23 protein-coding genes are annotated in these 22,750 nt (G+C 72.4%); 9 read left to right on the top strand and 14 right to left on the bottom strand.

Translation table 11 applies throughout. The features are described from left to right. Nucleotides 1-72 precede the first annotated feature (72 nt). Nucleotides 73-504, top strand: coding sequence for a MarR family winged helix-turn-helix transcriptional regulator (locus tag OG223_RS03375; protein WP_329242070.1), 432 nt, complete (start codon nt 73-75; stop codon nt 502-504). A gap of 85 nt (nt 505-589) precedes the next feature. Here OG223_RS03375 and OG223_RS03370 read toward each other — a convergent pair whose 3' ends face one another. Next, nucleotides 590-958: an NUDIX domain-containing protein gene (locus tag OG223_RS03370; protein ID WP_329242067.1), complete on the bottom strand. Its 369-nt coding sequence runs from the start codon at nt 956-958 to the stop codon at nt 590-592. A 272-nt stretch (nt 959-1,230) separates the two neighbouring features. Here OG223_RS03370 and OG223_RS03365 point away from each other — a divergent pair, with 272 nt between their 5' ends. From OG223_RS03365 to OG223_RS03355, 3 genes are all read left to right on the top strand, one after another. Continuing rightward, complete coding sequence (locus OG223_RS03365; RefSeq protein WP_329242065.1) at nt 1,231-1,611, top strand: hypothetical protein; 381 nt, start codon at nt 1,231-1,233, stop codon at nt 1,609-1,611. A gap of 480 nt (nt 1,612-2,091) precedes the next feature. Then, the gene (locus OG223_RS03360) at nt 2,092-2,523 is read left to right on the top strand and encodes a hypothetical protein (protein ID WP_329242063.1); all 432 of its coding nucleotides are present in this window, start codon (nt 2,092-2,094) and stop codon (nt 2,521-2,523) included. Between the two features lie 108 nt (nt 2,524-2,631). Beyond that, entirely contained in the window at nt 2,632-3,750 is a 1,119-nt protein-coding gene (locus tag OG223_RS03355) for a TDT family transporter (RefSeq protein WP_329242060.1), read from the top strand. A gap of 5 nt (nt 3,751-3,755) precedes the next feature. On the opposite strand, the gene OG223_RS03350 is transcribed toward OG223_RS03355, so the two are convergent. From OG223_RS03350 to OG223_RS03325, 6 genes are all read right to left on the bottom strand, one after another. Beyond that, the gene (locus OG223_RS03350) at nt 3,756-4,202 is read right to left on the bottom strand and encodes a DUF6884 domain-containing protein (protein ID WP_329242056.1); all 447 of its coding nucleotides are present in this window, start codon (nt 4,200-4,202) and stop codon (nt 3,756-3,758) included. Then, on the bottom strand, nt 4,199-5,242 hold the full coding sequence (locus OG223_RS03345; protein ID WP_329242053.1) for a GlxA family transcriptional regulator: 1,044 nt from the start codon (nt 5,240-5,242) through the stop codon (nt 4,199-4,201). Before OG223_RS03345 ends, OG223_RS03350 begins: the two co-directional genes overlap by 4 nt. 114 nt (nt 5,243-5,356) lie before the next feature. Continuing rightward, nucleotides 5,357-5,908 (bottom strand): YciI family protein, encoded by a 552-nt coding sequence (locus OG223_RS03340; protein WP_329242050.1) that lies wholly within the window; start codon nt 5,906-5,908, stop codon nt 5,357-5,359. Nucleotides 5,909-5,982: 74 nt separating this feature from the next. Next, a complete protein-coding gene (locus tag OG223_RS03335; RefSeq protein WP_329242046.1) occupies nt 5,983-6,987 on the bottom strand; it encodes an alpha/beta fold hydrolase in 1,005 nt (334 codons plus the stop codon). A 50-nt stretch (nt 6,988-7,037) separates the two neighbouring features. Continuing rightward, nucleotides 7,038-7,682, bottom strand: coding sequence for a molybdopterin-dependent oxidoreductase (locus OG223_RS03330; RefSeq protein ID WP_329242044.1), 645 nt, complete (start codon nt 7,680-7,682; stop codon nt 7,038-7,040). A 155-nt stretch (nt 7,683-7,837) separates the two neighbouring features. Beyond that, the gene (locus tag OG223_RS03325) at nt 7,838-8,257 is read right to left on the bottom strand and encodes a TOBE domain-containing protein (RefSeq protein ID WP_329242041.1); all 420 of its coding nucleotides are present in this window, start codon (nt 8,255-8,257) and stop codon (nt 7,838-7,840) included. Between the two features lie 213 nt (nt 8,258-8,470). Between OG223_RS03325 and OG223_RS03320 the strand changes: the two genes are divergently transcribed. Both OG223_RS03320 and OG223_RS03315 read left to right on the top strand, forming a co-directional pair. Beyond that, nucleotides 8,471-9,160, top strand: coding sequence for a M24 family metallopeptidase (locus OG223_RS03320; RefSeq protein ID WP_329242038.1), 690 nt, complete (start codon nt 8,471-8,473; stop codon nt 9,158-9,160). 47 nt (nt 9,161-9,207) lie between these two features. After that, the gene (locus OG223_RS03315; protein WP_329242036.1) at nt 9,208-10,056 is read left to right on the top strand and encodes an MOSC domain-containing protein; all 849 of its coding nucleotides are present in this window, start codon (nt 9,208-9,210) and stop codon (nt 10,054-10,056) included. A gap of 16 nt (nt 10,057-10,072) precedes the next feature. Here OG223_RS03315 and OG223_RS03310 read toward each other — a convergent pair whose 3' ends face one another. The 4 genes from OG223_RS03310 to OG223_RS03295 all read right to left on the bottom strand — a co-directional run bounded on the left by OG223_RS03310 (nt 10,073) and on the right by OG223_RS03295 (nt 12,458). Continuing rightward, nucleotides 10,073-10,696 (bottom strand): dihydrofolate reductase family protein, encoded by a 624-nt coding sequence (locus OG223_RS03310; protein ID WP_329242033.1) that lies wholly within the window; start codon nt 10,694-10,696, stop codon nt 10,073-10,075. Nucleotides 10,697-10,817: 121 nt separating this feature from the next. Beyond that, nucleotides 10,818-11,186 (bottom strand): roadblock/LC7 domain-containing protein, encoded by a 369-nt coding sequence (locus tag OG223_RS03305; protein ID WP_329242031.1) that lies wholly within the window; start codon nt 11,184-11,186, stop codon nt 10,818-10,820. 85 nt (nt 11,187-11,271) lie between these two features. Continuing rightward, complete coding sequence (locus OG223_RS03300) at nt 11,272-12,111, bottom strand: DUF4388 domain-containing protein (protein ID WP_329242028.1); 840 nt, start codon at nt 12,109-12,111, stop codon at nt 11,272-11,274. Then, entirely contained in the window at nt 12,108-12,458 is a 351-nt protein-coding gene (locus tag OG223_RS03295) for a hypothetical protein (protein WP_329242024.1), read from the bottom strand. The genes OG223_RS03300 and OG223_RS03295 overlap by 4 nt, the downstream gene beginning before the upstream one ends. Nucleotides 12,459-12,624: 166 nt before the next feature. On the opposite strand from OG223_RS03295, the gene OG223_RS03290 reads away from it, so the two are divergent. Then, complete coding sequence (locus OG223_RS03290; RefSeq protein ID WP_329242022.1) at nt 12,625-12,990, top strand: hypothetical protein; 366 nt, start codon at nt 12,625-12,627, stop codon at nt 12,988-12,990. A 128-nt stretch (nt 12,991-13,118) separates the two neighbouring features. Here the strand turns inward: OG223_RS03290 and OG223_RS03285 are convergent, their stop codons facing one another. Continuing rightward, nucleotides 13,119-14,804: a CocE/NonD family hydrolase gene (locus tag OG223_RS03285; protein WP_329242020.1), complete on the bottom strand. Its 1,686-nt coding sequence runs from the start codon at nt 14,802-14,804 to the stop codon at nt 13,119-13,121. A gap of 49 nt (nt 14,805-14,853) precedes the next feature. Beyond that, a complete protein-coding gene (locus OG223_RS03280) occupies nt 14,854-15,447 on the bottom strand; it encodes a helix-turn-helix transcriptional regulator (RefSeq protein ID WP_329242017.1) in 594 nt (197 codons plus the stop codon). 381 nt (nt 15,448-15,828) lie between these two features. Between OG223_RS03280 and OG223_RS03275 the strand changes: the two genes are divergently transcribed. Beyond that, on the top strand, nt 15,829-16,764 hold the full coding sequence (locus OG223_RS03275; RefSeq protein WP_329242014.1) for a hypothetical protein: 936 nt from the start codon (nt 15,829-15,831) through the stop codon (nt 16,762-16,764). 36 nt (nt 16,765-16,800) lie between these two features. Here OG223_RS03275 and OG223_RS03270 read toward each other — a convergent pair whose 3' ends face one another. After that, on the bottom strand, nt 16,801-19,665 hold the full coding sequence (locus OG223_RS03270) for a helix-turn-helix transcriptional regulator (RefSeq protein ID WP_329242012.1): 2,865 nt from the start codon (nt 19,663-19,665) through the stop codon (nt 16,801-16,803). A gap of 220 nt (nt 19,666-19,885) precedes the next feature. On the opposite strand from OG223_RS03270, the gene OG223_RS03265 reads away from it, so the two are divergent. Further along, nucleotides 19,886-22,744: an AAA family ATPase gene (locus OG223_RS03265; protein WP_329242009.1), complete on the top strand. Its 2,859-nt coding sequence runs from the start codon at nt 19,886-19,888 to the stop codon at nt 22,742-22,744. The last annotated feature ends 6 nt before the right edge of the window (nt 22,745-22,750 follow it).

Below are 22,750 nucleotides of genomic sequence, written 5' to 3'. Positions count from 1 at the left end.
ACTCACTATGTGAGTGCTCATTGCCGTCGGCCGGCTCGTACAATCGGCCCTCACCGCGGAACGGGGAACGCCATGGCAGTGCACGGCAGCAGCGACATCCTGGTCGACGAGCTCTACGAGACGACGCACCAGTTGCGCCAGTTCGTTGAGACCCGGCTGCGGGCGGGCGGGGCCTCGGTCGCGCGGCTGCGTGCCCTGCGGATGCTCGCGCTGACCGAACAGCCCCTCCGGATGCGGGACTTGAGCGAGATGACCGGCGTCGCGGCACGGACCACGACCAGCATCGTCGACAGTCTGGAACGCGACGGGCTGGTGGAGCGCGTACGCCATCCGCACGACCGCCGCGCGTTCCTGCTGCGCCTCACCGACAAGGGCCGGAAGTGCCACCGCGAGGCGGAAGAGGTCGACGGCCGCGCACTCGCGGAGGCGACGGCCGAGCTGGACGCGGAGGACCGGGCGCAGTTGCGGACCCTGCTGGCGCGCATCCGGAAGGCGACTTCCTGACGCCGGTTCGGCCACCTTGAGGCCCGCCTCGGCGGCGCGCTGCCGGGGTACCAAGTGGAACCCCCCGTGCGGGAGCCGGTGTTTCCTACACCGGCGTATGGCCCTCCAGGTAGGTGCGCACGGGCGCCGGCAGTCCGGCCGTGATGGCGTCGGCGAACGATGCCCAGCGCACCTGCCCCGCGGTGAGCTGAGCCTCTCCCGACGGGTCGTCGCTCAGCAGTTGGCACACCACGGCCGGGCCGCCTCCGGACCCGGACTCCAGAAGGCTTGTGCCGTCCACGAGGAAACCGGTGAGTTCGTACACCGCCCGCGCCGCGGTGGCCTGGGCCGTCTCGGCCTCCTCGGGGACACCGGACGGCAGGCTCCACCCGCCCTGCACGTCCACCAGCAGCAGGCGTCCGTCGTTCACGACGACCGCGTCCACGGCACCCTCGGCGGCCTGTTCCAACGTCATGTCCCAACTGTCCCTTCACACAAGGAGCGACCGCCCGTCCGGCCACGTCCGAGCCCCTTTCCTACCCGGGACGCACCGGTTCACGCGGTGCGCACCCGGCAGGTGGGTGCCCGCGGGATTCCGGGCACCATCGGAATCCGCAAGGCCACCGGCGCTGCACGGACTCCCGCCCGTCCCCCGGGTTCGTCGGCCGCGGTCCCCGACTCGCCTGTTTGCCGAGCCGGTTGGACCCGGCCGCCGGAGCGGCGTCCGCCGGCACGGGCGGACCCGTCGTGCTCGTCACCGCAGTCGGCGGTCCGGCCGGCGTCGGCAGGACCGAACCGGCACTCCAGTCGGCCCGCGCCGCGTTGCCCCTGCCGACCCCGGCGTTCGCGGGTCACGACGACGAACTGGCGGCCCTGAGCGCCTTCTTCGCGCGGGACACGCGGCAGGGCAGTCCCGTGGCGGTCATCGGTGGTGGTCGGCGGCGGCAAGACGGAACTGGTCCTGACGGCTGCCCACCGGGCCCTCGCCCAGGGCCGGTTCCCCGGCAGGGTGCTTTCGCCGACGTGGTACGGCTGCACGGTTCCGCGCTGCTCGGCGGATTCTTGCGGGCGATGGGCCTGAACTCGCCCGCGACGGCAGCCCGTTGCTCATCGTCCTCGACGACGTGACGCACCCCGACCAGCTCTCCGGACTCCTGCCGGACCCGACCCCGGCGACCACGATCGTCACGACACCGGTGCACCTGGGCGGTCTGGGCACGGACCGCATGGTCCTGCGTCCGCCGGCCACGGCCGACGCGACACAGCTCCTGCACCGCGCCGTGACGATGGCCACCCCGACGACACCAGGATCCTCGACCAGCCCGAGGACGCCGCACGCGTCGCCGACCTCTGCGAGGGCCTGCCGCTCGCCCTGCGGACCGCCGCGGTACTGCTTGCCGAGAGCTCGCACCGCCCGCTCGCGGCCCTCGCCGACCCGCGCACCCGCCTGGCCGAACTCACCCACCCTGACCGGGACTTACGCGCCCGCCTCGACGCCGCCCCTGCCCGCCTGGACCCGGCACTTCGTGACGGACGGGAACCGGGACCCCCTGCCAAGCGTTCCCTCCTTGCGCAGGAGTGGTGACGCCCCGTCAAGGATGGTGCCAGATGGACCCGGTGTCGGTAGGACTGCTCGCGTCGCTGGCCGGCGGTGCGGGCGGCGAGGTGGGACGACAGGTGTGGACGGGCCTCACGACTCTCGTACGGCGGCCGTTCCACCGCGGCGACGACAGCGCGGGCGGGCCGGTGCCGGGCGAGGACGAACTGGCGCGCCTGCGGCAGGCCCCCGGGGACAGGACCCGGGCCCACGCGCTGAGCACGGCCCTGGCCGTACGCGCGGCACTGGACCCCGACTTCGCCACCGCCCTCGCCGCCTGGCACGAACAGGCGAAGCTGGTCCGCACCGGCGACGGCGCGGTCAACAACTCGATCAGCGGGGGCAGTTACTACGCTCCGGTCCTCATGGGCCGCGACTTCCCGAACGCCACCATCACACCATCCCCGCCACCACGGCCCGACGAGGCGGACGCGAGGGAGTGACGACCGGCGCCTCACCGGGCTGACGGCAGCCCCCTCGGTTTCTGCCACGGCAGCCTCGCATCAGGACATGGCCGACAACACGGCCCGACCCCGCCCTACGTTGGGCCCATGATCCGCCGCTCTTCCTCGCCCCGTTCCCTCTCGCCCACGGCCCCCGGCACGACACGTCCACCGCTCAGTCCCAGTTGGTTCGCGGCCGTGATGGGCACCGGCATCGTCGCCAACGCGGCGGCGACCCTGCCGCGGAGCCTCCCCGGGCTGTCGGCCGCCGCCACGGTCGTCTGGGTGGGCGCCGTACTGCTGCTGGTCGTGCTGGCCGTCCGCTGCCTCCGGGACCGGGCGCTGCGGTCGCACGCGGCCGATCCGGTCGTGGCCCAGTTCTTCGGCGCAGCGCCGATGGCACTGCTCACGGTCGGCGCCGGGACGCTGCTGCTCGGCCGCAGGGTGATCGGGCTCGACGCCGCGCTGGACGTGGACCGGGTGCTGTGGTCGCTCGGCACCGTACTCGGCCTCGCCACCGCCTGCGCGGTGCCGTATCTGATGATCACCCGGCACCGTTTCGCGCCGGACGCGGCGTTCGGCGGCTGGCTGATGCCGATCGTGCCGCCGATGGTCTCCGCCGCGACCGGCGCCCTGCTCGTCCCCCACACCCCGGCCGGCCAACTCCGGCTCGCCCTGCTCCTCGGCTGCTACGCGATGCTCGGCCTCGGCCTCGTCGCCGCCCTACTGGTCCTGACCATGCTCTACGGCCGCCTCGTGCACCACGACGCACCCACCGGCGCCATGGTGCCCACGGTGTGGATCGGCCTCGGGGCCCTGGGCCAGGCGGTCACGGCACTCGGCGCCCTGGCCACGGCCGCACCGAGCGCACTGTCCGCGCTCTACGCCCGGGGCGCCGAGGCCCTCGCACTGCTGGGCGGCGTCCTGGTGTGGGGCTTCGCCCTGCTGTGGCTGGCGCTCGCCACCGCCCTGACCGCGCGGACGATCCGCGCCGGGCTGCCGTTCGCGCCCACCTGGTGGTCGTTCATCTTCCCGTTCGGCGCGCTGGTGACCGCGACCAGCACCCTCGCGGCGCGCACCGGTTCGGTGCTGTTCGTCTGGCCCGCCGTCGTGTTCTACGCGCTGCTCGTCCTGGCCTGGACCGTCGTGGCCGGCCGCACCCTGCGCCACGCCGCCACCCGGACCGCCCCTTCGGCGCCACGGGAACCGAGCAACTCCCTCGCCTGATGTGGCTAGTTGACGGGGCCCTTGCGCAGCGCCGCGAGGCGGGCCATCTGCTCGCCCATGCCGCGGGTTCCGGTCAGCGGGGTGAGGGCGTGCGGCCAGACGGAGTGGACCAGGCCGACGTGCCGTGCGCCACCGAGGGCGACGACGGGGTCGAGGAGCACGATGCCCCGCAACGCGGCTTGTTCCAGAATGAGTTGGGACGTCACGGAGTCCGCCGCACCGTGCGGGGTGTCGTACGGCTCGACGACGTCGTCGAGGTCGAGCAGGCCGTAGCGCGCGGAGAGGATCAGCAGCCGGTCGGGGCGCAGCGCCTCGGCCGCGCCGAGGCACGCGCGGTGGTACGAGCCGATGTACAGGTCGGAGGCCCGTGCGGGCCGGTCCAGTTTGCGGCTGCCGCACGGGATGACGACGAGTTCCGGCTTGAGGAGGTCGAGATGGTCGTAGGCGGTCATGCCTGTCCGTCCTGTTCTGTTTCTTCTTCTCTTTCTCCGCTGTTCGCGGTGGCCCTGCCCGCGCCGGTCGTCCGGAAGCTGCTCCGGAACGCGCCCGGTGTCACCCCCAGGTGCCGTACGAAAGCCCTGCGGAGCGACTCGGCCGAGCCGAACCCGGTGCGTCGCGCCACCACCGGCAGCGGGTCGTCGCCGGTCTCCAGCAGCACCTGGGCGGCCTCCAGCCGGACCTGCTCCACATACCGGGCCGGGGTGGTGCCCACCTCTTCGTCGAAGAGCCGGCTCATGTGGCGGACGCTGAGGCCGGCGTGGCGGGACATGGTGGCGAGCGTGTGCGGGGCGCCGGGGTTCTCGGCGACCGCGTCCAGTACGCGGCGGAGCGTCTCCTGGCGGGAGTGCGGGACCTGGGAGCGGACGCTGAACTGGGACTGTCCGCCCGGTCGTTGCATGAAGACGACCATGTCCTTGGCGACCGCCCGGGCCACCCGCGCACCCCAGTGCTCCTCGACCAGCGCCAGGGACAGGTCGATGCCGGCGCTGACACCCGCAGAGGTCATCATCGGCCCGTCCCGCACGAAGACGGCGTCCGGTTCGACCCGCACGGACGGGAAACGCACGGCCAGTTGGCGCGACTGACGCCAGTGGGTCACGGCACGGCGGCCGCGCAGCAGCCCGGCGCCGGCCAGCAGAAACGCGCCGGTGCACACCGACGCCGTACACCGTGCCAGGCCGTGCAGCCTCCGGACGGCCTCCAGGAGCGCGTCGTCCTTGAGCAGCGTCTCCCATTCCGGACCACCCGGGACCACCAGCACGTCGTACGGCTCACGCACGTCGTCGACGCGGACGTCGGCGCTGATGCGGGTCCCGGCGGAGGTGATCACGGCCGCCCCGTCCTCGGACGCGATCCGTACGCGGTAGCGTCCGCCGAGGTCGTTGGCCGAGGTGAACACCTCGATCGGGCCGGTCACATCGAGCAGCCGTACGCCCGGGAAGACGAGGACGGTGACGGTGAGGGGACCCGCTCCGGGACGGTTGTGGTTCATCGCACGCCCAGCATGAGTCCACGGTCGGCGCCGATGCCATGACCGGCTTCCTCCCTGCTGAGAGGCGATGCCTCGCAGCGGGCTCCCGCCGTTGGCGGAGCCGGTCCCCCCGCATCAGGACGGTCGCCCGCCGAACTGCCAGTTGTGCACCTCGATGTCGGCATACCGGTCCCGGGTCAGCACGGCGCGTGCCGCTTCCGGGTCCGGCGCGCGGAGCAGGGCCGCCGTGCCCAGCCACGCGGCACCGTCGTCGGACAACAGCGGCCCGTACGCGATCAGTTCGTCACGACCGGGCGGCACGGACAGGTCCACGGCCTGCCCGGCGCCGAGACCGAGCACGAGGTACCGGTCGCCGCCGGTCCGGCCGCCGGGGAAGTCCCACATGGTGCGGCCCAGCACATTGCGCCAGCGTCGCAGCAGGACGTCCCGGTACACGCCCGCCTGGTAGTTCGGCTCGTCGAAGGCGAACGCGCGGGCGGCGGCCGGATCGGGCAGATCGAGGATGTGCACGCTTCCGGTGGGGGTGTCCCCGTCGTCGGCGAGGGTCGGGCCCCGGGCGATCAGCTCCTTCGCGTACCGGTCCATGTAGGACCAGTGCTCCTCCACCAGTTCGTCACGCAGAGCGAGGGAGCCGGGCCGGTCGCGGTGATAGCAGAGGAACTCCATGCCCAGAGGATCTCCCGCCGAGTGCCACCGGGGCGAGGGGTTTCCCCGGACCGGCTCTGATCAGGCCGCGGTGATCACGAAGGGTCCGAACCCGCTCCCGGCCCACCGCCCGCATCGCGCTCGCAGGTCGTGAGGAAGTCGATGAGCGCCGCGTTCACCTCGGCGGGGCGTTCCTGCTGGGTCCAGTGTCCGCAGCCGGGCAGTTCGACGGGCGGGCACACCAGGCTGGGCATGACGTTCGGCAACTGGTCGATGAGGTCGCGTGTGCCGGGGAAGGCGGGCACGAGGTCGCGGTCGCCGAAGATGTAGAGGGCGGGGCGGGTGACGACGGCGTTGTTCCACGGCGCGGTCAGGTCCCAGTTGCGGTCGAGGTTGCGGTACCAGTTCAGGGCGCCGGTGAAGCCCTTGGCGAAACTCTCGGTCAGCTCGTCGAGATCGTCCTCGGTGAGCCACTCCGGCAGCACCTCGGGGTCCTCCATGGCCGCGAGCCAGCCCTTCTCGGGGTCGACCAGCGGCTGCATGATCTCGCCGGAGGGCGAGGCCGAACCGGAGGCGGAGTAAAGGAACTTGCGGAGCGTGGTGCGGGTGTCCCGGGCGAACTCGGCGTCGGCGACCCCGGGTCGGCCGAAGTAGTTCCAGTAGAAACGGCCCTCGAAGATCTCCTGCATCATGGCCATCGGACGCTGCGTCCCCCGGTACGGCGGCGGCACGCTCAGCCCGGCCACCCCGAGCACCACGTCAGGCCGTAGCAGCGCGGTGTGCCAGGCGACCGGCGCGCCCCAGTCGTGTCCGACGACGTACGCCTTCTCCTCGCCCAACTCCCGGATCAGGCCGACGACATCGCCGACCAGGTGGAAGATGGTGTACGCGTCGACCTCGTCCGGATGATCGCTGCTTCCGTATCCGCGCTGGTCGGGGGCGACCACCCGGAACCCCGCGTCGGCCAGCGGGCCGATCTGACGGTGCCAGGAGTGCCATGACTCCGGGAAGCCGTGCAGGAGCACCACCAAGGGGCCCTCGCCCTGCTCGGCGATGTGCAGCCGGATGCCGTTCACGTCCACGAATCGATGCGTAACCATGCGAACGAGGCTACGTGTGGTGATCGTCGGGCCGCGTCGCGGGTTTCGGCCTAGCGACCGGGAGGCTGTGCGTCGTTGTCCTGCTCCTGGTAGGAGTAGCGCTGCTCTTTCCAGGGGTCGGCGATGGTGTGGTAGCCGCGCTCCTCCCAGAACCCGCGCCGGTCCTCGGTGAGGTACTCGATGGCGCGCAGCCACTTGGGGCTCTTGTAGCCGTAGAGATGCGGCACGACCAGGCGCAGCGGGAAGCCGTGTTCGGCGGTGAGGGGCTCGCCGTTGTGGTGCGTGGTCAGCAGCGTCTGCGGGGCGGTGAAGTCGGCGAGGCGGAGGTTGGTGGAGTAGCCGTACTCCGCCCAGGCCATGACATGCGTGACCTCCGGCGCGGGCGGCACCAGGTCCAGGACGGCGGTCGCGGGGATGCCGTACCACTCGTGGTCGGTGGAGGTGGGGCCGGACGCGCAGTGCAGGTCGGCGACGACCGTGACATGCGGCAGGGGAGCGAGTTCGTCGAACGTCCACCTGTGCTCGGCGCCGTCGGCGGTGGCGCCGTGGACGCGCAGGTTCCAGCGCTCGGGGCGGAAGCGGGGGACGGGCCCGTAGTGCGAGACCGGCCATCCGTGCACAGGGCGTTGCCCGGGCGGGACGGGCCGGGACGCGTCGGCGGCGGCCTCGGCCGTGTCCTGTCGGTCGCTCGCCACGGGTGACGTCCCTTCTTCGCTGGTCTCCGGGTCACAACTGCCTGTCCCGGCAGCGTAGGCGCTCACGCGGAACGGGGCCGACGGCGGGTCCCGCTCCACGTCCGTGCGCCGCCGCGCGGGGGAATTCCGGCTACGGCGCCCTGGCCCGGCCCGCGTCAGACGGTCGCCAGGGACACCTCGGTCGACTTGATCAGCGCGACGACCTGTGAACCGGTCCGCAGCCCCAGGTCGCCGACCGCGTCCTTGGTGATCGCGGCGGTCAGCTCGCCCCCGTCGACCGTGACCTTGACGACGGCCATCGCCCCGCCGGTGGCGACATCGCTGACCGTGCCGGGCAACTGGTTGCGGATGGACAGCCCCTCCACCCGGCCCGTGGCGAGCGCGACCTCGGTGGACTTCATCATGGCGCGCACGGCCGTGCCCTCGGCGAGCCCCAGGTCCTTCACGGCCTCCAGCGTGATCGCCGCGGTGAGGTCCTGGCCGCCGTCGAGGCGCACCTTCACGGTCGCCATCACCGCGCCGGGCATGACGGCCGTGACGGTGCCGGGGATCTGGTTGCGGATGCTCAAGCTCATGACGGAACGCCTCACAGAGAAAGGTCTGGATTGTCGGACTTGTCGCCAACTGTGCGTCCACAAGCTAGCCGCTCCGGCCACGCCCGTCACCGACCCCGTCGCATCCGCCACCTGGGAGTTCGCCGCAGCCTGGCAGATGAGGGAAACCGCTATGGCTGCCCCCTCCGCGGGAATCCCGTTGCCGACAACGATCTACCTGGCTAGGTTCGGCCCATGGCTGATGACGAACCCACGCGGGCCGCACGCCTGCTCGACGCCCAGGCCAAGGCCGCGCTGCTCTTCGCGGAGATCGAGGAGCGCGGGCTCGTCGCGCCCGGCGAGGGGGAGCGGGCCGTCAGCGACCGGATCCGTGACCTCGCGAACGAGATGTTCGGCACGACCCGGCACTGGCACAAACGGATCATCCGCTCGGGACCGAACACGCTCGCGCCGTACAAGGAGAACCCGCCGGACCGGGTGATCGGCGCGGACGACATCGTGTTCGCCGACTTCGGGCCGATCTTCGAGGAGTACGAGGCCGACTTCGGCCGGACCTTCGTCCTGGGCGACGACCCGGTCAAGCACCGGCTGCACGACGACCTCCCCGAGGTGTTCGCGGCCGGCCGGCGCTTCTTCGAGAACGCTCCGGACATCACCGGCGAAGTCCTGTACACCGAGGTCGCCCGCCTTGCCGACAAGGCGGGTTGGGAGCTCGGCGGCTGGCACGCCGGGCACCTCGTGGGCGAGTTCCCGCACGAGACGATCGAGGGCGCCCACGTCGAGTCGTACATCACCCCCGCCAACGACACACCACTGCGCCGCACCGACAAGGCCGGCCGCGACTGCCACTGGATCCTGGAGATCCATCTCATCGACCGCCAGCGGGGATTCGGCGGATTCCACGAGGAACTCCTCACCCTCTGAGGGCGGGCCCCTTCCCGAAGTCCGGCCGCTGTCCCCATAGTTGATCTATGGGAACGGTGACCGCGCTGTACCGGTATCCGGTGAAGTCGATGCTGGGTGAGGCCGTGATCGCCGTCGCGGTCACGGAGAACGGGCTGGCCGGGGACCGGGTGTACGCCGTCCTCGACGGGACGGGCGCGGTGGGCAGCGCCAAGCACCCCCGGAAATGGGGCGAGTTGCTGCGCTGCCGGAGCCGCCTCGACGACTCCGGTGCGGTCCGTGTCGTCCTCCCGGACGGCACCGCCCTGCCGGTCGAGAACCCCGGCCTGGACGTGGAGTTGTCCAAGCTGCTGGGCCGGCCGGTCACCGTCTCCGGCGTCGTACCGGAGCACAGCCGGCTGGAGCGCGCCGTGCCCGACTACGAAGGCGGTGTCCCGGACGTCGTACGGGAGTCGGCGACCGTCGACGCGACGGGGGAGAGCATCACGACGGGCGGTGTCGCGCCGGGGACGTTCTTCGACTTCGGCCGCGTCCACCTCGTCACCACGGCCGCCCTCGACCGGATGCGGGGTGTGTATCCGGCCGGGGACTTCGACGCGCGCCGCTTCCGGCCGAACCTCGTCGTGAACACCCTTGGCGGGCCCGGTTTCCCGGAGGACGCCTGGGTGGGGTCGCTTCTGCGCGTGGGGGAGGCGCTGTTCCGCGTGCTGGTGCCCACACCGCGCTGCGTGGTCCCCACCCTCGGCCATGACGAACTCCCGCCGGACCCGGGCCTCATGCGTGCGGTCGCCCGCGAGCACCGCATCCCGGTGTTCGACCTCGGCCGGCTCTCGTGCCTCGGTGTGTACCTGGACGTGGTGGAGACCGGGGTGGTGCGGGTGGGGGACCCGATCGCGGTGGAGGATGCGGCCGCCTGACCACACCCGCACGGGGTCAGCCCTCGGCCTTGCCCAGGCGGTACTTCAGGTGGGTGGCGAGCGGTGTCTCGACCACCCTGACCGGCTCGACGCGCCGCGGCCCCGGGCCCGGTCCTTCGAAGAGCCGCAGTCCCGCGCCGAGGAGCGCGGGCACCACATGCAGTTGGAGTTCGTTGATAAGGCCCTCGGCAAGGTATTGCCGCACCGTGCTCGCGCCGCCCGCGATGTCGACGTTCCGGTCACCGGCGACCGCCTTCGCCCGGTCGAGCGCGCTGTGGATGCCGTCGGTGACGAACGTGAAGGTCGTGCCGCCCTCTTTGACGAGGGTCGGTCGGGGGCGGTGGGTGAGGACGAAGACCGGGGTCCGGAAGGGCGGGTTGTCGCCCCAGAACTCCGCACCGGTGTCGTACATCATCCGGCCCATCACCACCGCTCCGGTCGCGTCGAACCACTCGCGCATCAACTCGGAGTCGCGGTTCTCCACCCCGCCGGTCATGCCCTGGCGCTCCCGCCAGCTCGCGAGATTGTGGATCCACTCGAAGAGCGGCTCGGCGCCGTCGCCGCCCGGGTTGTCGACGGTCACGTCGGTGCCGGCGATATAGCCGTCGAGGGAGATCGCCAGATCCGCGGTCACGGTCATGAAGGTGCTCCTGAGTCGTGGAGGTACTGCTGCTTCCACTCTCACGTCGATCGGGAACCGGCGCATTCGACATGCCGCCCGTCCCTGCTCGGGCCGTCGCGGCAGCGGTCGGTGGGGCCGGCTACACGTCCTCGTCGAGATGCCGGCGCAGGCGCTCCGTGACGGCCGGGATCTCACGGCGGAACGCCGCCTGGTCCAGGCCGTCGTCCGCGACCACGGCGAGCAGAGCCCGGTCCCCGACGGCCGTCACGATGACATGGCCCGTGCTGCACCGCGCGCTGATCTCACGGAGGTGCCCGGTGCCGCCCTGGTCGGCGAGCCGGTGGCCGAGCGCGAGGGTCGCCGCCGCCACCGCGGCCATCGACTCGGGATGGGTCTTGGTCGTGTCGCTCGCCACGACGAGCCCGTCACTGGTGGCCAGCGTGGTTTCGGTGACTCCCATTACGTTGTCCCGCAGGGCGATGAGGAGGTCGGTCACGGGGTCGCTCATGGCGTCTTCTTCCTGTTGGCGTGCAGGCGGTGGGACAACGAGGCAGCAGAGGAGCGCGGTGGGGGCGCGGCCGGGGCAGGGCGGTTCAGTCGTGGGGCCGGTGAGCCGGCGCGGAGTTCCGGCCGGGAAGGCGACGCGGGAGCGATGCGGGGTCGAGCGCGGCGGGCGCCACCACGGAGGGTGCGATACGCGGTGCCGTGCTCGGCCGCCGGTCCGTCGAGGGTGCGTACGGCCGGACGAGACCGCGGTCCAGCAGGTGTCGTAGGTCGAGCATGACGGCGAAGAGACCGCGGCCGAGGGCGAAGGCGATGTCCCTCGCCGTTCTCCGGCCGTCCGCGGTGGCCAGGACGTCCTGGTGCCGGGCGGGAAGTCCGCCGACGGTTCCGGGGAGGGGCGCGGTGGTCGCCGGCTGCATCCGGGTGCGGGCGAGGGCGGCGGCCGAACCGGGCTCCCCGGCCAGCAGGTCGATGCGCCGGGACACCTCGCCGAGGAGCCGCTCGGGGGTGACACCGGCATTGCGGTACAGCGTCGGCACGGGGTCGGTCACCTCCCAACCGTCGGGTACGGCGAGGGAGAGCGCGAAGGCGGCGTCGAAGAGCGCGCTCAGGCTGATGACCTCCAGCTCGCCGGCGCCGACGAGCCCGCGGTCCACGAGTTCGGCGGCGAGGCGTTCATGGCTGGTGTCGGAGGCGCGGACCGCCGACCACGCCTGCTCGTCGATCCGGCCCGACCTGAGCAGCAGCCCCTCGATGCCCGGGGCGCCCGGGGTCTCCATGGCCACCACAAGTCCGTCCCGCACATGGATCGAGCCGCCCGGGGTGCCGGTGACGACCACGGTGCACGAGCGCCGGCGGTTCCGGAGCGTGGCCAACAGGGCGGGAACGTTGCGGGAGTCGGCGAGCGGTTCCTCGGTGCCCTCCGTCATGCCAGCAACTCGTCGGCGTGCCGGTTCAGTTCGCGCAGCGCCCAGGTGAGGTTGGTGAGGTCGCGGTCGACGGTCGCGCACAGCAGCAAGGGATCGCCCTGCCGCGGGAGTCGGATCGTCACGAGATGCCGGGTGGAGGTGGTCACGATGACGCTCTCCAACTCCCCTGCCGCGCCTGCCCGAGTAAGGCGGGTATGGGCCAACTCCGCTATTTCGCCGGAGTCCTGACTGCCGCTCACATCACCGGACTCCGCATAGGAAAGGCCGGTGACGGCATCGAGCACGGCGGCTCCGCTGATACCGGGCGTGGTCAGGGCGCGGCCGAGTGCGGCGTCGAGCGATGACAAAGGTCCCCCCTTCAGTCACTCCGGCGAGCAGACTACTTTATTTGCCAACTATCGCAACTCTGACCAAAGATGGTGTTGTCTGTTACCCGCACGGTTCGCATTGAGACCGTTTTCGTGGCGAGATACCGAATCTTGCCGGGTCGTGAGGGGAACGAGGCAACACCACATGAACATTGAGGCGACGCTCAAGGAAGCGATGACTATCGACGGGGCCCTGGGGGTGTCCCTGGTCGACTACGAGAGCGGCATGACGCTGGGGGCGCTGGGCGGCGGCCCGCATCTGGACCTGGAGGTCGCGGGGGCGGGCAACACCGAGGTCGTGCGGGCGAAGCAGCGCACGCTGAAGTCCATCAACGTGGACGACCGGATCGAGGACATCCTGATCACCCTCGGCAAGCAGTACCACCTGATCAGGCCGCTGGCGAGCACGCGCGGCTCGCTCTTCCTGTATCTGGCGCTGGACCGGGAGCGCAGCAATCTGGCGCTGGCGAGGCATAACCTCAAGCGCCTTGAGGCCACCCTGGAGGTATAAATATGCCTGGGCATATGACAATTGCCTAGTCGATGTCGGTCCGGTTTCGGCGGGGCAATATGCGCGCCGAGACCGGCCGGGTCTCGGGGTGCCGTATTCCGGGACTTCGCGCGGCGGTTGAAGCGGCATTAATTGTCTAGTCCACTAATGTCTAGTCCATGTTCGAGGCCTCGCCCGGCCAAGTCGCTTTTCTGTGTTGCCGGACAGACCGGCAGAAGTATCGCGGACGGGTGTTCGGCGTCGTGGAACACCTCCTGGTTACCGGCGCGCAGAGTCGTGGCCGTCGCCCTGGGTTCGCCGGTGCCCGGATTGCGGTTGTAGCGCGGGAACGCGCCGCTGGACACCTGGACGCGGATGCGGTGACCGAGCCGGAAGCGATGTGCCGTCGGCCACAGCCGCACCGTCGCGCGGGACGTCCGGTCGGCGCCGGTCAGACCGACCAGGCCGTCGCACACGTTCGTCGAGCGGCCCTTGGCGTCCACGTCGCACAGCCGGACGAACACATCCGCGTGCGGCAGGTCGGAGCGGAACCAGATCTCGGCGCTCACCTCGCCGATGACCTCGACGTCCGTTTCCAGTACGGCAGTTGTGTAGGTCAGCACGTCCGGCCGGGCTTCGAGCCCGGAGTTGTCCACGCGGCCGCCCCTCACTCCGAGGGCCAGACGCACGCCGCCGACGGCCGGGGTCGGGTCGGCCGGGTCGTAGCGGTAGCGGTCCGGCGCGGACTCGCCCGCCGTGTCGGTGGACAGGACGCCGTCCGGGTGGAGATGGAAGCGCCGCGGTGCACAGTCGGGCGGCGGCCAGGACGGGAAGTCGCGCCAGGTCTCCTCGCCCATGACGAACAGCCGGACCGGGGCACGCTCCGGCGGCCGCTCGCCGCGCGCGAGGGCCAGACCGAAGCCGAGCGCCTCGCCGGCCGCCGTGACGCCCACACCCCGGGAGGTGTGCGACCACGGTCCGACCGTGATCCGGGCCTGCCGCCCGGCCGCCACCAGGGCCTGGTGGTCGCGGAGTTGACCCGGCAGGAAGATGTCGTACCAGCCACCGACCGAACTCACCGGTACGGCGATGTCGGCCACCCGATGGCGGTGGTCGAGCTCCGCCCAGCGCGGCGTACCGGCGTCGTGGGCGAGGACGTCCTGGATGTAGTCGGAGCGGTGGCCGAGGGCGGCGAAGTCGGCCTGGTTCAGCGGTAGTTCGGACATGGCCCGACGTACCCGCCGCGCGCCCAGCAGTTGGCGCGGAACGGCCCACCGGCGTTCCTGGCCGGCGACCATGACACCCCAGCCGAACGGCGTCTCCAGCGAGAACCCGTCCGCGCGGAGGAACTCCAGGGAGAGGGCCGATTCGGACACCGCGGGGATCATCGCCTTGACCTGCGGCGGCAGTTGATCGGCGACGGCCCACTGCACGAAGCCGAGGTAGCTCATGCCGTACAGCACCATCGCCTCGCCGAACCAGGGCTGCGCGATCACCCAGTCCAGGGTGTCCAGCCCGTCCTCCCGCTCGTGCCGCATGGGGTCGAAGACGCCGCCGGAGCCGAACGTCCCGCGCGTGCTCTGGATCAGCACCTGGAATCCGCGCTCGGCCAACGGCCGGACCATCGGCACCACGGCCATGCCCGCCCTGCCGTAGGGGATCCGCAGGAGCACGGTCGGCAGGCCGTCCCCGCCGGACCTCGGCCTCCAGCGGTCGGCCAGCAGGACCGTCCCGTCGCGCATCGGCACCCGTAGATCGTGCTCGACGACCAGATCGCGGGTGAGCGGTGGAGGAAGACTCAGCAGGCATTGTGTGAGGTGGCTGCCCAGGTTCACCGGTGTCTCCTCCGTCAACTCCCGTGCCGCAAGCCGATGTTACGGCGAATCAGATCAGTCCGGCCCGGATGGCGTACGAGACGGCGTGGGCGCGGTTGCGTGCCCGCAGGCGCTTCATCGCGCCGTAGAGGATGTATCTCACCGTACGCTCGGAATAGGCGAGTTCCGTCGCGATCTCCTCGCACTGTCTGCCCTCGGCGATCAGGCGCAGTACGGCCACCTCGCGCGAACTCAGTGCCGCCCGGTCGACGGTCTGTTGCCGACGCGCGGAAGGCTTGGTCCCGTCCTCGCCCGCCACGGCGCGGACCGTGCGGACGAAGACGTCCGGGCTGCAGAAGTCCCACCACACGACGGCGCGGACACCCCGGTGCCGGGCCGTCGGTACATCGGCCTGCCAGCGCTTGCTCACGACCACCAGGAAGCGGGCGCGCGGGTCGTCGCTCAGGCGGGGGAGCAGGTCCAGGACGGAGGCGTCCGCCACGTCCACGGCGACCACGATCGCGTCGGCGTCCCGGATCCGGTCCGGCGGCACCTCGCGCAGCCGCGGCTCCATGGCGACGAAACCGGCCAGTCCGGCGCGGATCAGGGGAGCGGGCGCGTGGATCGCCACCCGCAGGCTGTCGCCGAGTACTCGCTGAGGCATGTGCCCCCCAACTCGCAACTGAGATCGTCCATGAGGTTCGGGAGGACGATGGTGTCACCGGCCAGGACCCCGGATTCGCGCCACCGGCCCCGCGCCCGCGAGCAGAGGGAAACCTGGCGCGAGTCGCCGAGGTGTCCTGACCCCGGTCCGCCACCTGATGACGGCCTCGGCCGGGAAGATCCCGTCAACTCCTGTACGGAGCGGCAAGGTTGGCGGTTTCGCCTTTCGCCGGAGACAGCGGGCACGCGACGATGCCGTAGGAAGCGCGTGCTGACGCCCTTCGTCCACCGGTTCGCTTCGCCGTCGCCGTTCCGCGCCGACGGCCCGCGTCCCCATGGCCGGTGACTGTCTCTGACAACTTCTAGCAACAAAGGTGGCCGCATGATCGCGTCCATTGCCCTGTGCGTGGGGCTCGGCCTGTTACTGCTCGGGGCCGCAGTGATCCGGCTGCGGCGCAACTCCCCTTCCACGCAGTCCCGTTCGGCGCTGTCGGGCGCAAACCGCAGGGCGCTCGAGACAGTCGCGCTGGGCCTGCGGGCCGTGGCCGCGGGACGCCCGCAGGGCGGACGCCCGCTGCCGGACGTACACGTGGTCGTCCACTCGGGGCAGCGACTGACGTTGCGGCTCGCCGAGGCGGACACGCACGCGCCGGCGCCCTGGACGGCGGACGTCTCCGGGAAGGAGTGGTCCGTGGACACGGCGAAGCTGCGGCGAGGCGGCAACGGGGGTGACGGGGCCACGCATCCGTACTCCCTGACCGTCACCCTCGGCCTCCACCGGGGCGAGCGCATGCTGGTCGATCTCTCGCGGCTGAGTGGGCCGATCGCCCTCACCGGGGACGACAACGATGTCCTGCTGCTGGCCCAGGCGCTCATCTCCGAAGTGGTCTCCGGGCCGGTCGGGACCCACGCCACGGTCGTCCTGGTGGGCTCGGCGGCCTCTCCCTCGGTGACCGACGGGCTGGGCGCGCGATCGGCCCGCCTGCACACCGCGGCCACCCGGGGCGACGCGCTGGCCGTAGGGGAGAACACGTCGCCCGGACAGGGCGGGGGAGCGTCGGCCCTGCAGACCCTGCACATGGGCCGGGACCGTGGCGCGGCGGACGTCCGAACCCATGCCCGCCGGCTCTTCGTGGTGACCGCGGCGCAGTACCGCAACGAGCGCTGGGGCGAAACCCCGTTGCGCGGGACCGACGCGCTGCTGGTGCTCGGCTACATCCCCGCCCTGGAATGGAACCTCCAGGCGAAGCCCGACGGCTCCTTGCTCACCGGCCGACTCGGTGTACCCGTCGACACGCACGTCGCCCACCTCAACTGACCTGGCGGGCAACGCCCTTGGGCCGGTGGTCCGCAGTTACGGCCGCCTCGCTCCGCCCGGGCCCGGCACGGGACCGCCGGCCCTGGGCGGCGCGCCGTCCGGCGCCAGGGCGCGGCGGGCGAGGCTGCCGTCCAGCCAGGCCGCGGCCAGTTCCACCCGGGAGCGGCACCCGGTGCGCCGGAAGAGCCGGCTGAGCCGCCGCTCCACGGTCTTCTCGCTCCACGCGAGCCGCGCCGCGATCTGCCGGTTCGTCGCCCCGTCGCTGACCATCGCGGTCAGCCGGACGTCCTCCTCGCCGAACTCGTCCCCGGCCGCACGCGTCCTCGGCAGTCCGAAGCTCCGGCGCCGCGTCATGTGACCGAGCGTCGTACGGGTGGCACGCCCGATCCCCAGCGACTGCGCGATCCGCGACGCCTCCGCCAGCCACGGCTCGGACTCGTCGCCGATCTCCATCAGGCACAGGCAGCACAGCAGACTCAGGTAGGCATCGCCCCGGCGCCGTACCGACCGGAGCGCGGCCAGCGCGCTGTCCGCGTCGCCGTGCACCAGACCGCGCCCGAAGAGCATCGCCTCCCGCGTCATGGGAGAGCCCACCACCTCGTGCAGCGCCTCCAGTTCGGCCAGCGCCGCCGGCATGACCTGCGGCAGACCTGCCACCAGGGCCAACGAGACGTACCGCAACAGCACCTTCTCCGTGCCCGAGTGCAGACCCAGCTCACGAGCCCGTCGTACGTCTCTCAGCGCCCCCGCCAGCGCCTCCTCCCGCCGGCCCGACCAGTACCGCACGCCCAGCCCGGCCCACGCGACCAGCGGATGCGACACGGCCTCCGGAATCAACGCGAGCCAGTCCTGGGCGAGCCCCAACTCCCCACGCGCGCAATGGATCTCGGCCGCGAGCGCCCGGGCGGGCTGTGCGGCGCCCGCCGTCGTACCCCGGGTCCGGCCGCGCGCCTCGATCCGACGGGCGGACACCAGTGCCTGGTCCCAGTCCCCTTCGAGATAGTCGCGGACCATGGCGTGGTACCAGGCGGCGGTGCTGTTTCCCGCCCCCGTGTACCGGTCGCCGAGCACGGCGGTCAGGGCGCCGGCGAGGTCCGCGTGGACGGCCGCGGTCCGCAGCCGGTCCAGGTCCGGTGTGCGGTCCGCCCCGGCCGGCAGGGTGCGCAGAGCGTCCGACAGCTCGGCGCGACTCCCCGCCGCGGCGGCCAGCAGCCGTAGTTCCGGTACGGACGGCAGGGGGCCGGATCCCGTCCGCTGACCGGTGGTTGACGGCGGGTGGGTCTCGCTTCCCGGCCGGGGCGGCACCGGGCCGAGCCCGAACGGACCGACCAGCACGGCGAGTTCGGCCACGGCGGGCATCGGACCCCCGGCATCGACGTCAGGGATGTCCTGCGGCAACCGGTGTTCGTGCAGAGCCGCCAGAGTCCACACTTCGGCTACGTAGTCCACCGCGTCCCGGTCCCGCTCCTGCGCCGGTGTCGAGGTGAGGTGGGCGAGCAGCGGTTCGCCCAGGGCCAGCGCACCGGTGTGGTCGGCGTGGCGCAGGCTCAGTTCGGCGGACTCGCGCAGGACACCGGCCGTCCGCCGGTCGCCCGGCTCCAGGCGCCGCAGTGCCGACGCGTAGGCGCGGACCGACCGGGGCCAGTCCGCCCTTGCGTCCGCACGGGCCGCCGCGAGCAGCACGTCCACCGCGAGGACATCGTCCAGCTCGCCCCCGGCGGCGGCCACGTGTTCGGCAAGCCGCGGAAAGCAACTGCCCGCCGTCTCCGCGCCCAGCCGATCGGTCAACGACCGGGTGATCAGGGCGTGCAGCGACGACACGTCATGGTGGGTGGGCAGTGCGCGCAGCGCCGCCCCGAGCGCCGGCACGGCGAACGCCATCCGGCCGTCCCTGTCCACGGTCAGAATCCCGTCCCTGACCAGCGGGGTGACCGCCCGGTCGACAAGGCCGGCCCGGCGCGGACCCCCCGGCTTCAGCCGGAGCAGGTCGTCCAGCCGGACCTCGGCGTGCTCGACGGCGCGCGCCACCGCCGCCGCGTCGTCCAGACTGTCGGCGTCCGGCGGGGCACCGGGCCAGCAGAGCCGGCTCAACTCCGTTGTGCCGGTGGTGAACCGCAGTGCTCGCTCCGGCTCGGTCAGGCACACCTGCCCGTCGAGTTCCAGGAGGTCGCCGTGCTCGTCCATCGCGTCCAGCATCGACAGTACGGCCGCGGGGGTGCCCGCCAGCGGGCCCAGCGCGGCCAGTACCGCTGTCACGAGCGCCGGTTCGACGGGCCGCCCGAGCCGCCGTACGACGAGGGCTTCGAGGTCGGCGGGCCGCAGCGGCGGCAGTTCGAGCAGCCGGTCGGCCGCCGCCGTCAGCGGCGCGGCGCCGTCGGCTCCGGGGCGGACCGGCCGGCCGGCCATCACCATCGGCACCCCGGCCGGGCGGAAGACGCGCAGCAGCAGGCCGAGGGCGGACGCCGTCGGGCCCGGCATCCGTTCGACGTCGTCGACCACCACCGCGAAGGGGATGCGGGCCGCCGCGTCCGTGAGGATCTCGCCCAGTACGGACAGCAGCGCCAACTCGCCGTCCCGGCCGGTGGATTGCAGCCGGATCCGGCGGACTGCGCCGACCCGGACCGGGCTGCGACGGTCGTGGAACTTGGCCAGCACCGAGTGCACGCCGTCGGCCAGGGCGGCCGCACCGGGTGCGCTCCCGGCGTCGTGACAGCGCAGCCGCAGGACAGGGGCGCCTTCCCCGGCCGCCGCCCGGCGGGCCTGTTCCAGCAGGGCGGTCTTGCCCGTGCCCGGGCCCCCGACGAGCAGCAGGGTACGGGCCGAGGCGCCGGTGGACAGCAGGGTCCGTGTCACATCCCGGAGTTCGGCGTCCCTGCCGATGACAGGGTCTCCTTCCCGCACGTCCACCCCTTCCGGGTTCGGTGCTCCACGGGTGAACGGCCAACAGGGGCAGGTGAGTTGGTGGCCGGTGCGTGCGGAGCCGGCCGTCCGACGGAGACGGCCGTGTGAATGTGATCATAATGTGGATGCGGGGCCGGTTTCCGAACATACGGCCGACCGGAGGTCTCCGGGCTTGTCCTTGCCCACCCGGCCCATGTCGTCGAAGAGAGAGCGGTGGACCATGACCGTTCCGTCCGAGAACCCGTGGTCGGTGCGTGGCGGTACGGCCGCGGGCACGGGCCCCGCGACCGGCCGTCTGGTGGGCCGCGAGCGGGAGTTGGACGTGGTTCACGGTCTGTTGACGGACACGGGCGGGCCGCGCCTGGTGCTGGTCCGGGGTGAACGGGGCGCCGGGCGGAGCGTGTTCGTGCGGGCGGTCGCCGAACGGCTGCGTACGGAAGGGGCGTTGGTGCGCGCCGTGAGCTGCGTTCCCGGTGACGGCGCCCGGCCGTTCCTGCTGGCGCTGCGGCTCGTCATGGCGGTGGAGGAGCGCCGGCCCGCGGAGGCGCTGCGGGCGGCCGGGCGGGGTGACGGGACGGTGATGGCCGCGCTGCTGCGCGCCGCCCTGGCGCGGCCCGCCGGGGTGGTCGTCGTGCTGGACGACCTCCATCACGCCGACGCCGACTCGCTGGCCCTGCTCGCCGGGACCGACCTCGCGGAGGTGCCGTCCGGTGTCCGCCTGTTGGCCTCCGCCGTGGGGCGCGGGGACGGAACTCCGCTGCGACTGGCGGGCGTTGAGGGAGCCCACACCGTCGCGCTGTCCCGGCTCACCCCGGACGGGACCAGCGCCGTGGTGACGGGGCGGCTGGGAGCGGTCCCCGACACCGGTCTGGCCCGGCGGGTGCGGCACCTCACGCGCGGTCTGCCCGGGGCGGTCGACACTCTGCTCACCGAGTGGGGTCGGCAGGGGGCGATCAGGGTGGCGGACGGCCACGCCTTCGTCGGAGTGCGCACGCCGACGCCCGTGCTGCGGGACGGCGACCGGTTCCTGCGGGCGCTGGACGCGCTGGGCGAGCCGTGCCGCACGGTGGCCGGAGCGCTCAGCATCCTGTGGCCGCTCGGCGTACGGGCCGTAGCGCTGATCGCGGGGTCGGCCGGGCTGGCGGCCGGTCAAGTCCGGGACGCCATAGGAGCGTTGATCGGCGCGGAGATCGTCGAGGAACTGCCCGGTCTGGACGGCGGCGCGCAAGGGTGGACGTTCGCGGTTCCGCTGGTGGCACACGCGCTGCGGGAGCGGCTCGGGCCGCTGGAGCGCAGTCGGCTGTCCGCCACGGCGGTGGAGACACTGTGGTCGGACGCGGACGCGGCGGGCACCGCGTCCGGGGCGAGACCACCGACGACGGTCGGGCTCGACGCGGCGGACGCGGTGGCCTACCTGGCGGACCGGATCGCGGAGGCGGGGACGCTCGTCGAACGGGCCCGCGCGGCAGCCGAGTTGACGGCCGCCGCGGAACGCCTGCATCCCGACGCCGAGGGCCGGGGCATGCTCCGGTGGTGCCAGGCGGCCGGCCACCTCGTCGAGCGCCCCGCCGACCGGGTCCCGGCCCTTCAGCGGTACGCCGTCGCCGCCTACTTCGCGGGGGACTTCTGGTCCGCCCGGACCATCGCCGAGTCGATCCTGCGCAACCGCCCGGACCTCGTCGGCCCACTGCAACTGCAGGAGACCGCAACCCTGTTGACGGCGGCGACGGCCGACGACCTGGACTGGCGGACACTGTCCCGACTGGCCACCGAGCAATGGTGGGACGAACTGGCGCTCCCCGTCCTGGCCACCACGACCGGCCGCGCACTGGCCCTGTGCCTCCTGGCGCGCTGGCGTGAAGCGCTGGACCTCCTGGCCCGCACGGAACCCGTCTGGACCACCGGGATCCGCGCCCGCGCCAACCCCGCCTGCTTCCGCGACGCGGCCGAACTCGCCCTGGGCCGGCCGGAAGGCTTCAGACGCTCACTGGCCGTCCCGGAAGCGCCCCACATCGGTCCCGACCACGCGTACACCCTCACCGTCACCAAGTTCGACGAACTCCTCAACGGCGGTGACCTGCACGCCGGTGAAGCCCTTCTGGCCGCACAGGGCCTGGCTCCCGAGGTGCTGCCCCGGTCCGGCCTGTTCCTCCGGCACCAGCTCCGGGGCGAGTGGGACGAGGCACTGGAGCCGAGCCGCTGGATGCTGGCCAACAACCAGTTCCATACGCCCGCGATCGACAAGTACCTGATTCCCGCACGGACCGCCGCGATCCTCCTCGCCCGGGGCCGCGTCACGAGCGCCCGCCGTGTGATCGACAGCGTGCGCGCCCCGGAGGAGGGCCCGCCGGAGCACTCCCTGGACGCGGTCCAGGCGGCGGTGCTGCGGATCCTCGGCGATCCGGCCGGTGCCGAGCGGTCGCTGCGGCGCGGCCTGGACGCGGCGGGCGCCCACGGCCAGGTCGCCGGCACCGACGAACTCTGGGCCGCCCTGGCGGAGTTGCTCACGGAGGCGGGACGCACGGCGGAGGCGACGGCCTGCCTGGACCGCCTGGAACACATCTCCGAGCAGATGGGCACCGGAAGGACCCGGCTGTGCCACCTGCTCGCATCGGCCCGGGTCCTGCGGCAGGACAGTCCCGCCATCGCCGGGGAGCGGCTCCGGGAGGCCGTGGAACTGGCCCGCGCGCGCAGCCAGCCGTACGAGACCGCGGTGACCCTCGTCGCCGCGGCCGACGCGGGCGCGGGCCCACCCACGCTGCTGCGCGAGGCGTACGAACTGTTCGGGCGGTGCGGCGCCGCACTGGACCGCTTCCACACCCGCACCGCCATGCGTGCGGCCGGGATCACCGTCCCCGGCCGCAAACAGGCCACCGTCGAGAGCGAGTTGCTGCTCGCGACCCTGATCGCCGAAGGGTTGACGAACCGTCAGATCGCCATGGTGCTACGGCTCACCGAGGACGCGGTCGCCAACCGGCTGTCCCGGCTGTTCGCCCGCACCGGGCTGCGGTCCCGCACCGAAGTGGTCACGGCCGTGCTCAACGGCCACCGCGCTCGCGGGGTCCTCTCCCACGCCTAGGTCCGG

The sequence above is a fragment of the Streptomyces sp. NBC_01478 genome, assembly GCF_036227225.1.
Taxonomy (GTDB): Bacteria; Actinomycetota; Actinomycetes; order Streptomycetales; family Streptomycetaceae; genus Streptomyces.
This window is presented reverse-complemented; position numbering and strand designations above follow the sequence as displayed.

Bases quoted from the DNA above. Each gene is read 5' to 3' on its own strand.
- OG223_RS03315 (WP_329242036.1), top strand. From the start codon at position 9,208: ATGGGAACGGTGACCGCGCTGTACCGGTATCCGGTGAAGTCGATGCTG.
- OG223_RS03290 (WP_329242022.1), top strand. From the start codon at position 12,625: ATGAACATTGAGGCGACGCTCAAGGAAGCGATGACTATCGACGGGGCC.
- OG223_RS03340 (WP_329242050.1), bottom strand. From the start codon at position 5,908: ATGGAGTTCCTCTGCTATCACCGCGACCGGCCCGGCTCCCTCGCTCTG.
- OG223_RS03280 (WP_329242017.1), bottom strand. From the start codon at position 15,447: ATGCCTCAGCGAGTACTCGGCGACAGCCTGCGGGTGGCGATCCACGCG.
- OG223_RS03300 (WP_329242028.1), bottom strand. From the start codon at position 12,111: ATGACGGAGGGCACCGAGGAACCGCTCGCCGACTCCCGCAACGTTCCC.
- OG223_RS03370 (WP_329242067.1), bottom strand. From the start codon at position 958: ATGACGTTGGAACAGGCCGCCGAGGGTGCCGTGGACGCGGTCGTCGTG.
- OG223_RS03275 (WP_329242014.1), top strand. From the start codon at position 15,829: ATGATCGCGTCCATTGCCCTGTGCGTGGGGCTCGGCCTGTTACTGCTC.
- OG223_RS03305 (WP_329242031.1), bottom strand. From the start codon at position 11,186: ATGAGCGACCCCGTGACCGACCTCCTCATCGCCCTGCGGGACAACGTA.
- OG223_RS03320 (WP_329242038.1), top strand. From the start codon at position 8,471: ATGGCTGATGACGAACCCACGCGGGCCGCACGCCTGCTCGACGCCCAG.
- OG223_RS03360 (WP_329242063.1), top strand. From the start codon at position 2,092: ATGGACCCGGTGTCGGTAGGACTGCTCGCGTCGCTGGCCGGCGGTGCG.
- OG223_RS03265 (WP_329242009.1), top strand. From the start codon at position 19,886: ATGACCGTTCCGTCCGAGAACCCGTGGTCGGTGCGTGGCGGTACGGCC.
- OG223_RS03345 (WP_329242053.1), bottom strand. From the start codon at position 5,242: ATGAACCACAACCGTCCCGGAGCGGGTCCCCTCACCGTCACCGTCCTC.
- OG223_RS03335 (WP_329242046.1), bottom strand. From the start codon at position 6,987: ATGGTTACGCATCGATTCGTGGACGTGAACGGCATCCGGCTGCACATC.
- OG223_RS03325 (WP_329242041.1), bottom strand. From the start codon at position 8,257: ATGAGCTTGAGCATCCGCAACCAGATCCCCGGCACCGTCACGGCCGTC.
- OG223_RS03355 (WP_329242060.1), top strand. From the start codon at position 2,632: ATGATCCGCCGCTCTTCCTCGCCCCGTTCCCTCTCGCCCACGGCCCCC.
- OG223_RS03350 (WP_329242056.1), bottom strand. From the start codon at position 4,202: ATGACCGCCTACGACCATCTCGACCTCCTCAAGCCGGAACTCGTCGTC.
- OG223_RS03310 (WP_329242033.1), bottom strand. From the start codon at position 10,696: ATGACCGTGACCGCGGATCTGGCGATCTCCCTCGACGGCTATATCGCC.
- OG223_RS03375 (WP_329242070.1), top strand. From the start codon at position 73: ATGGCAGTGCACGGCAGCAGCGACATCCTGGTCGACGAGCTCTACGAG.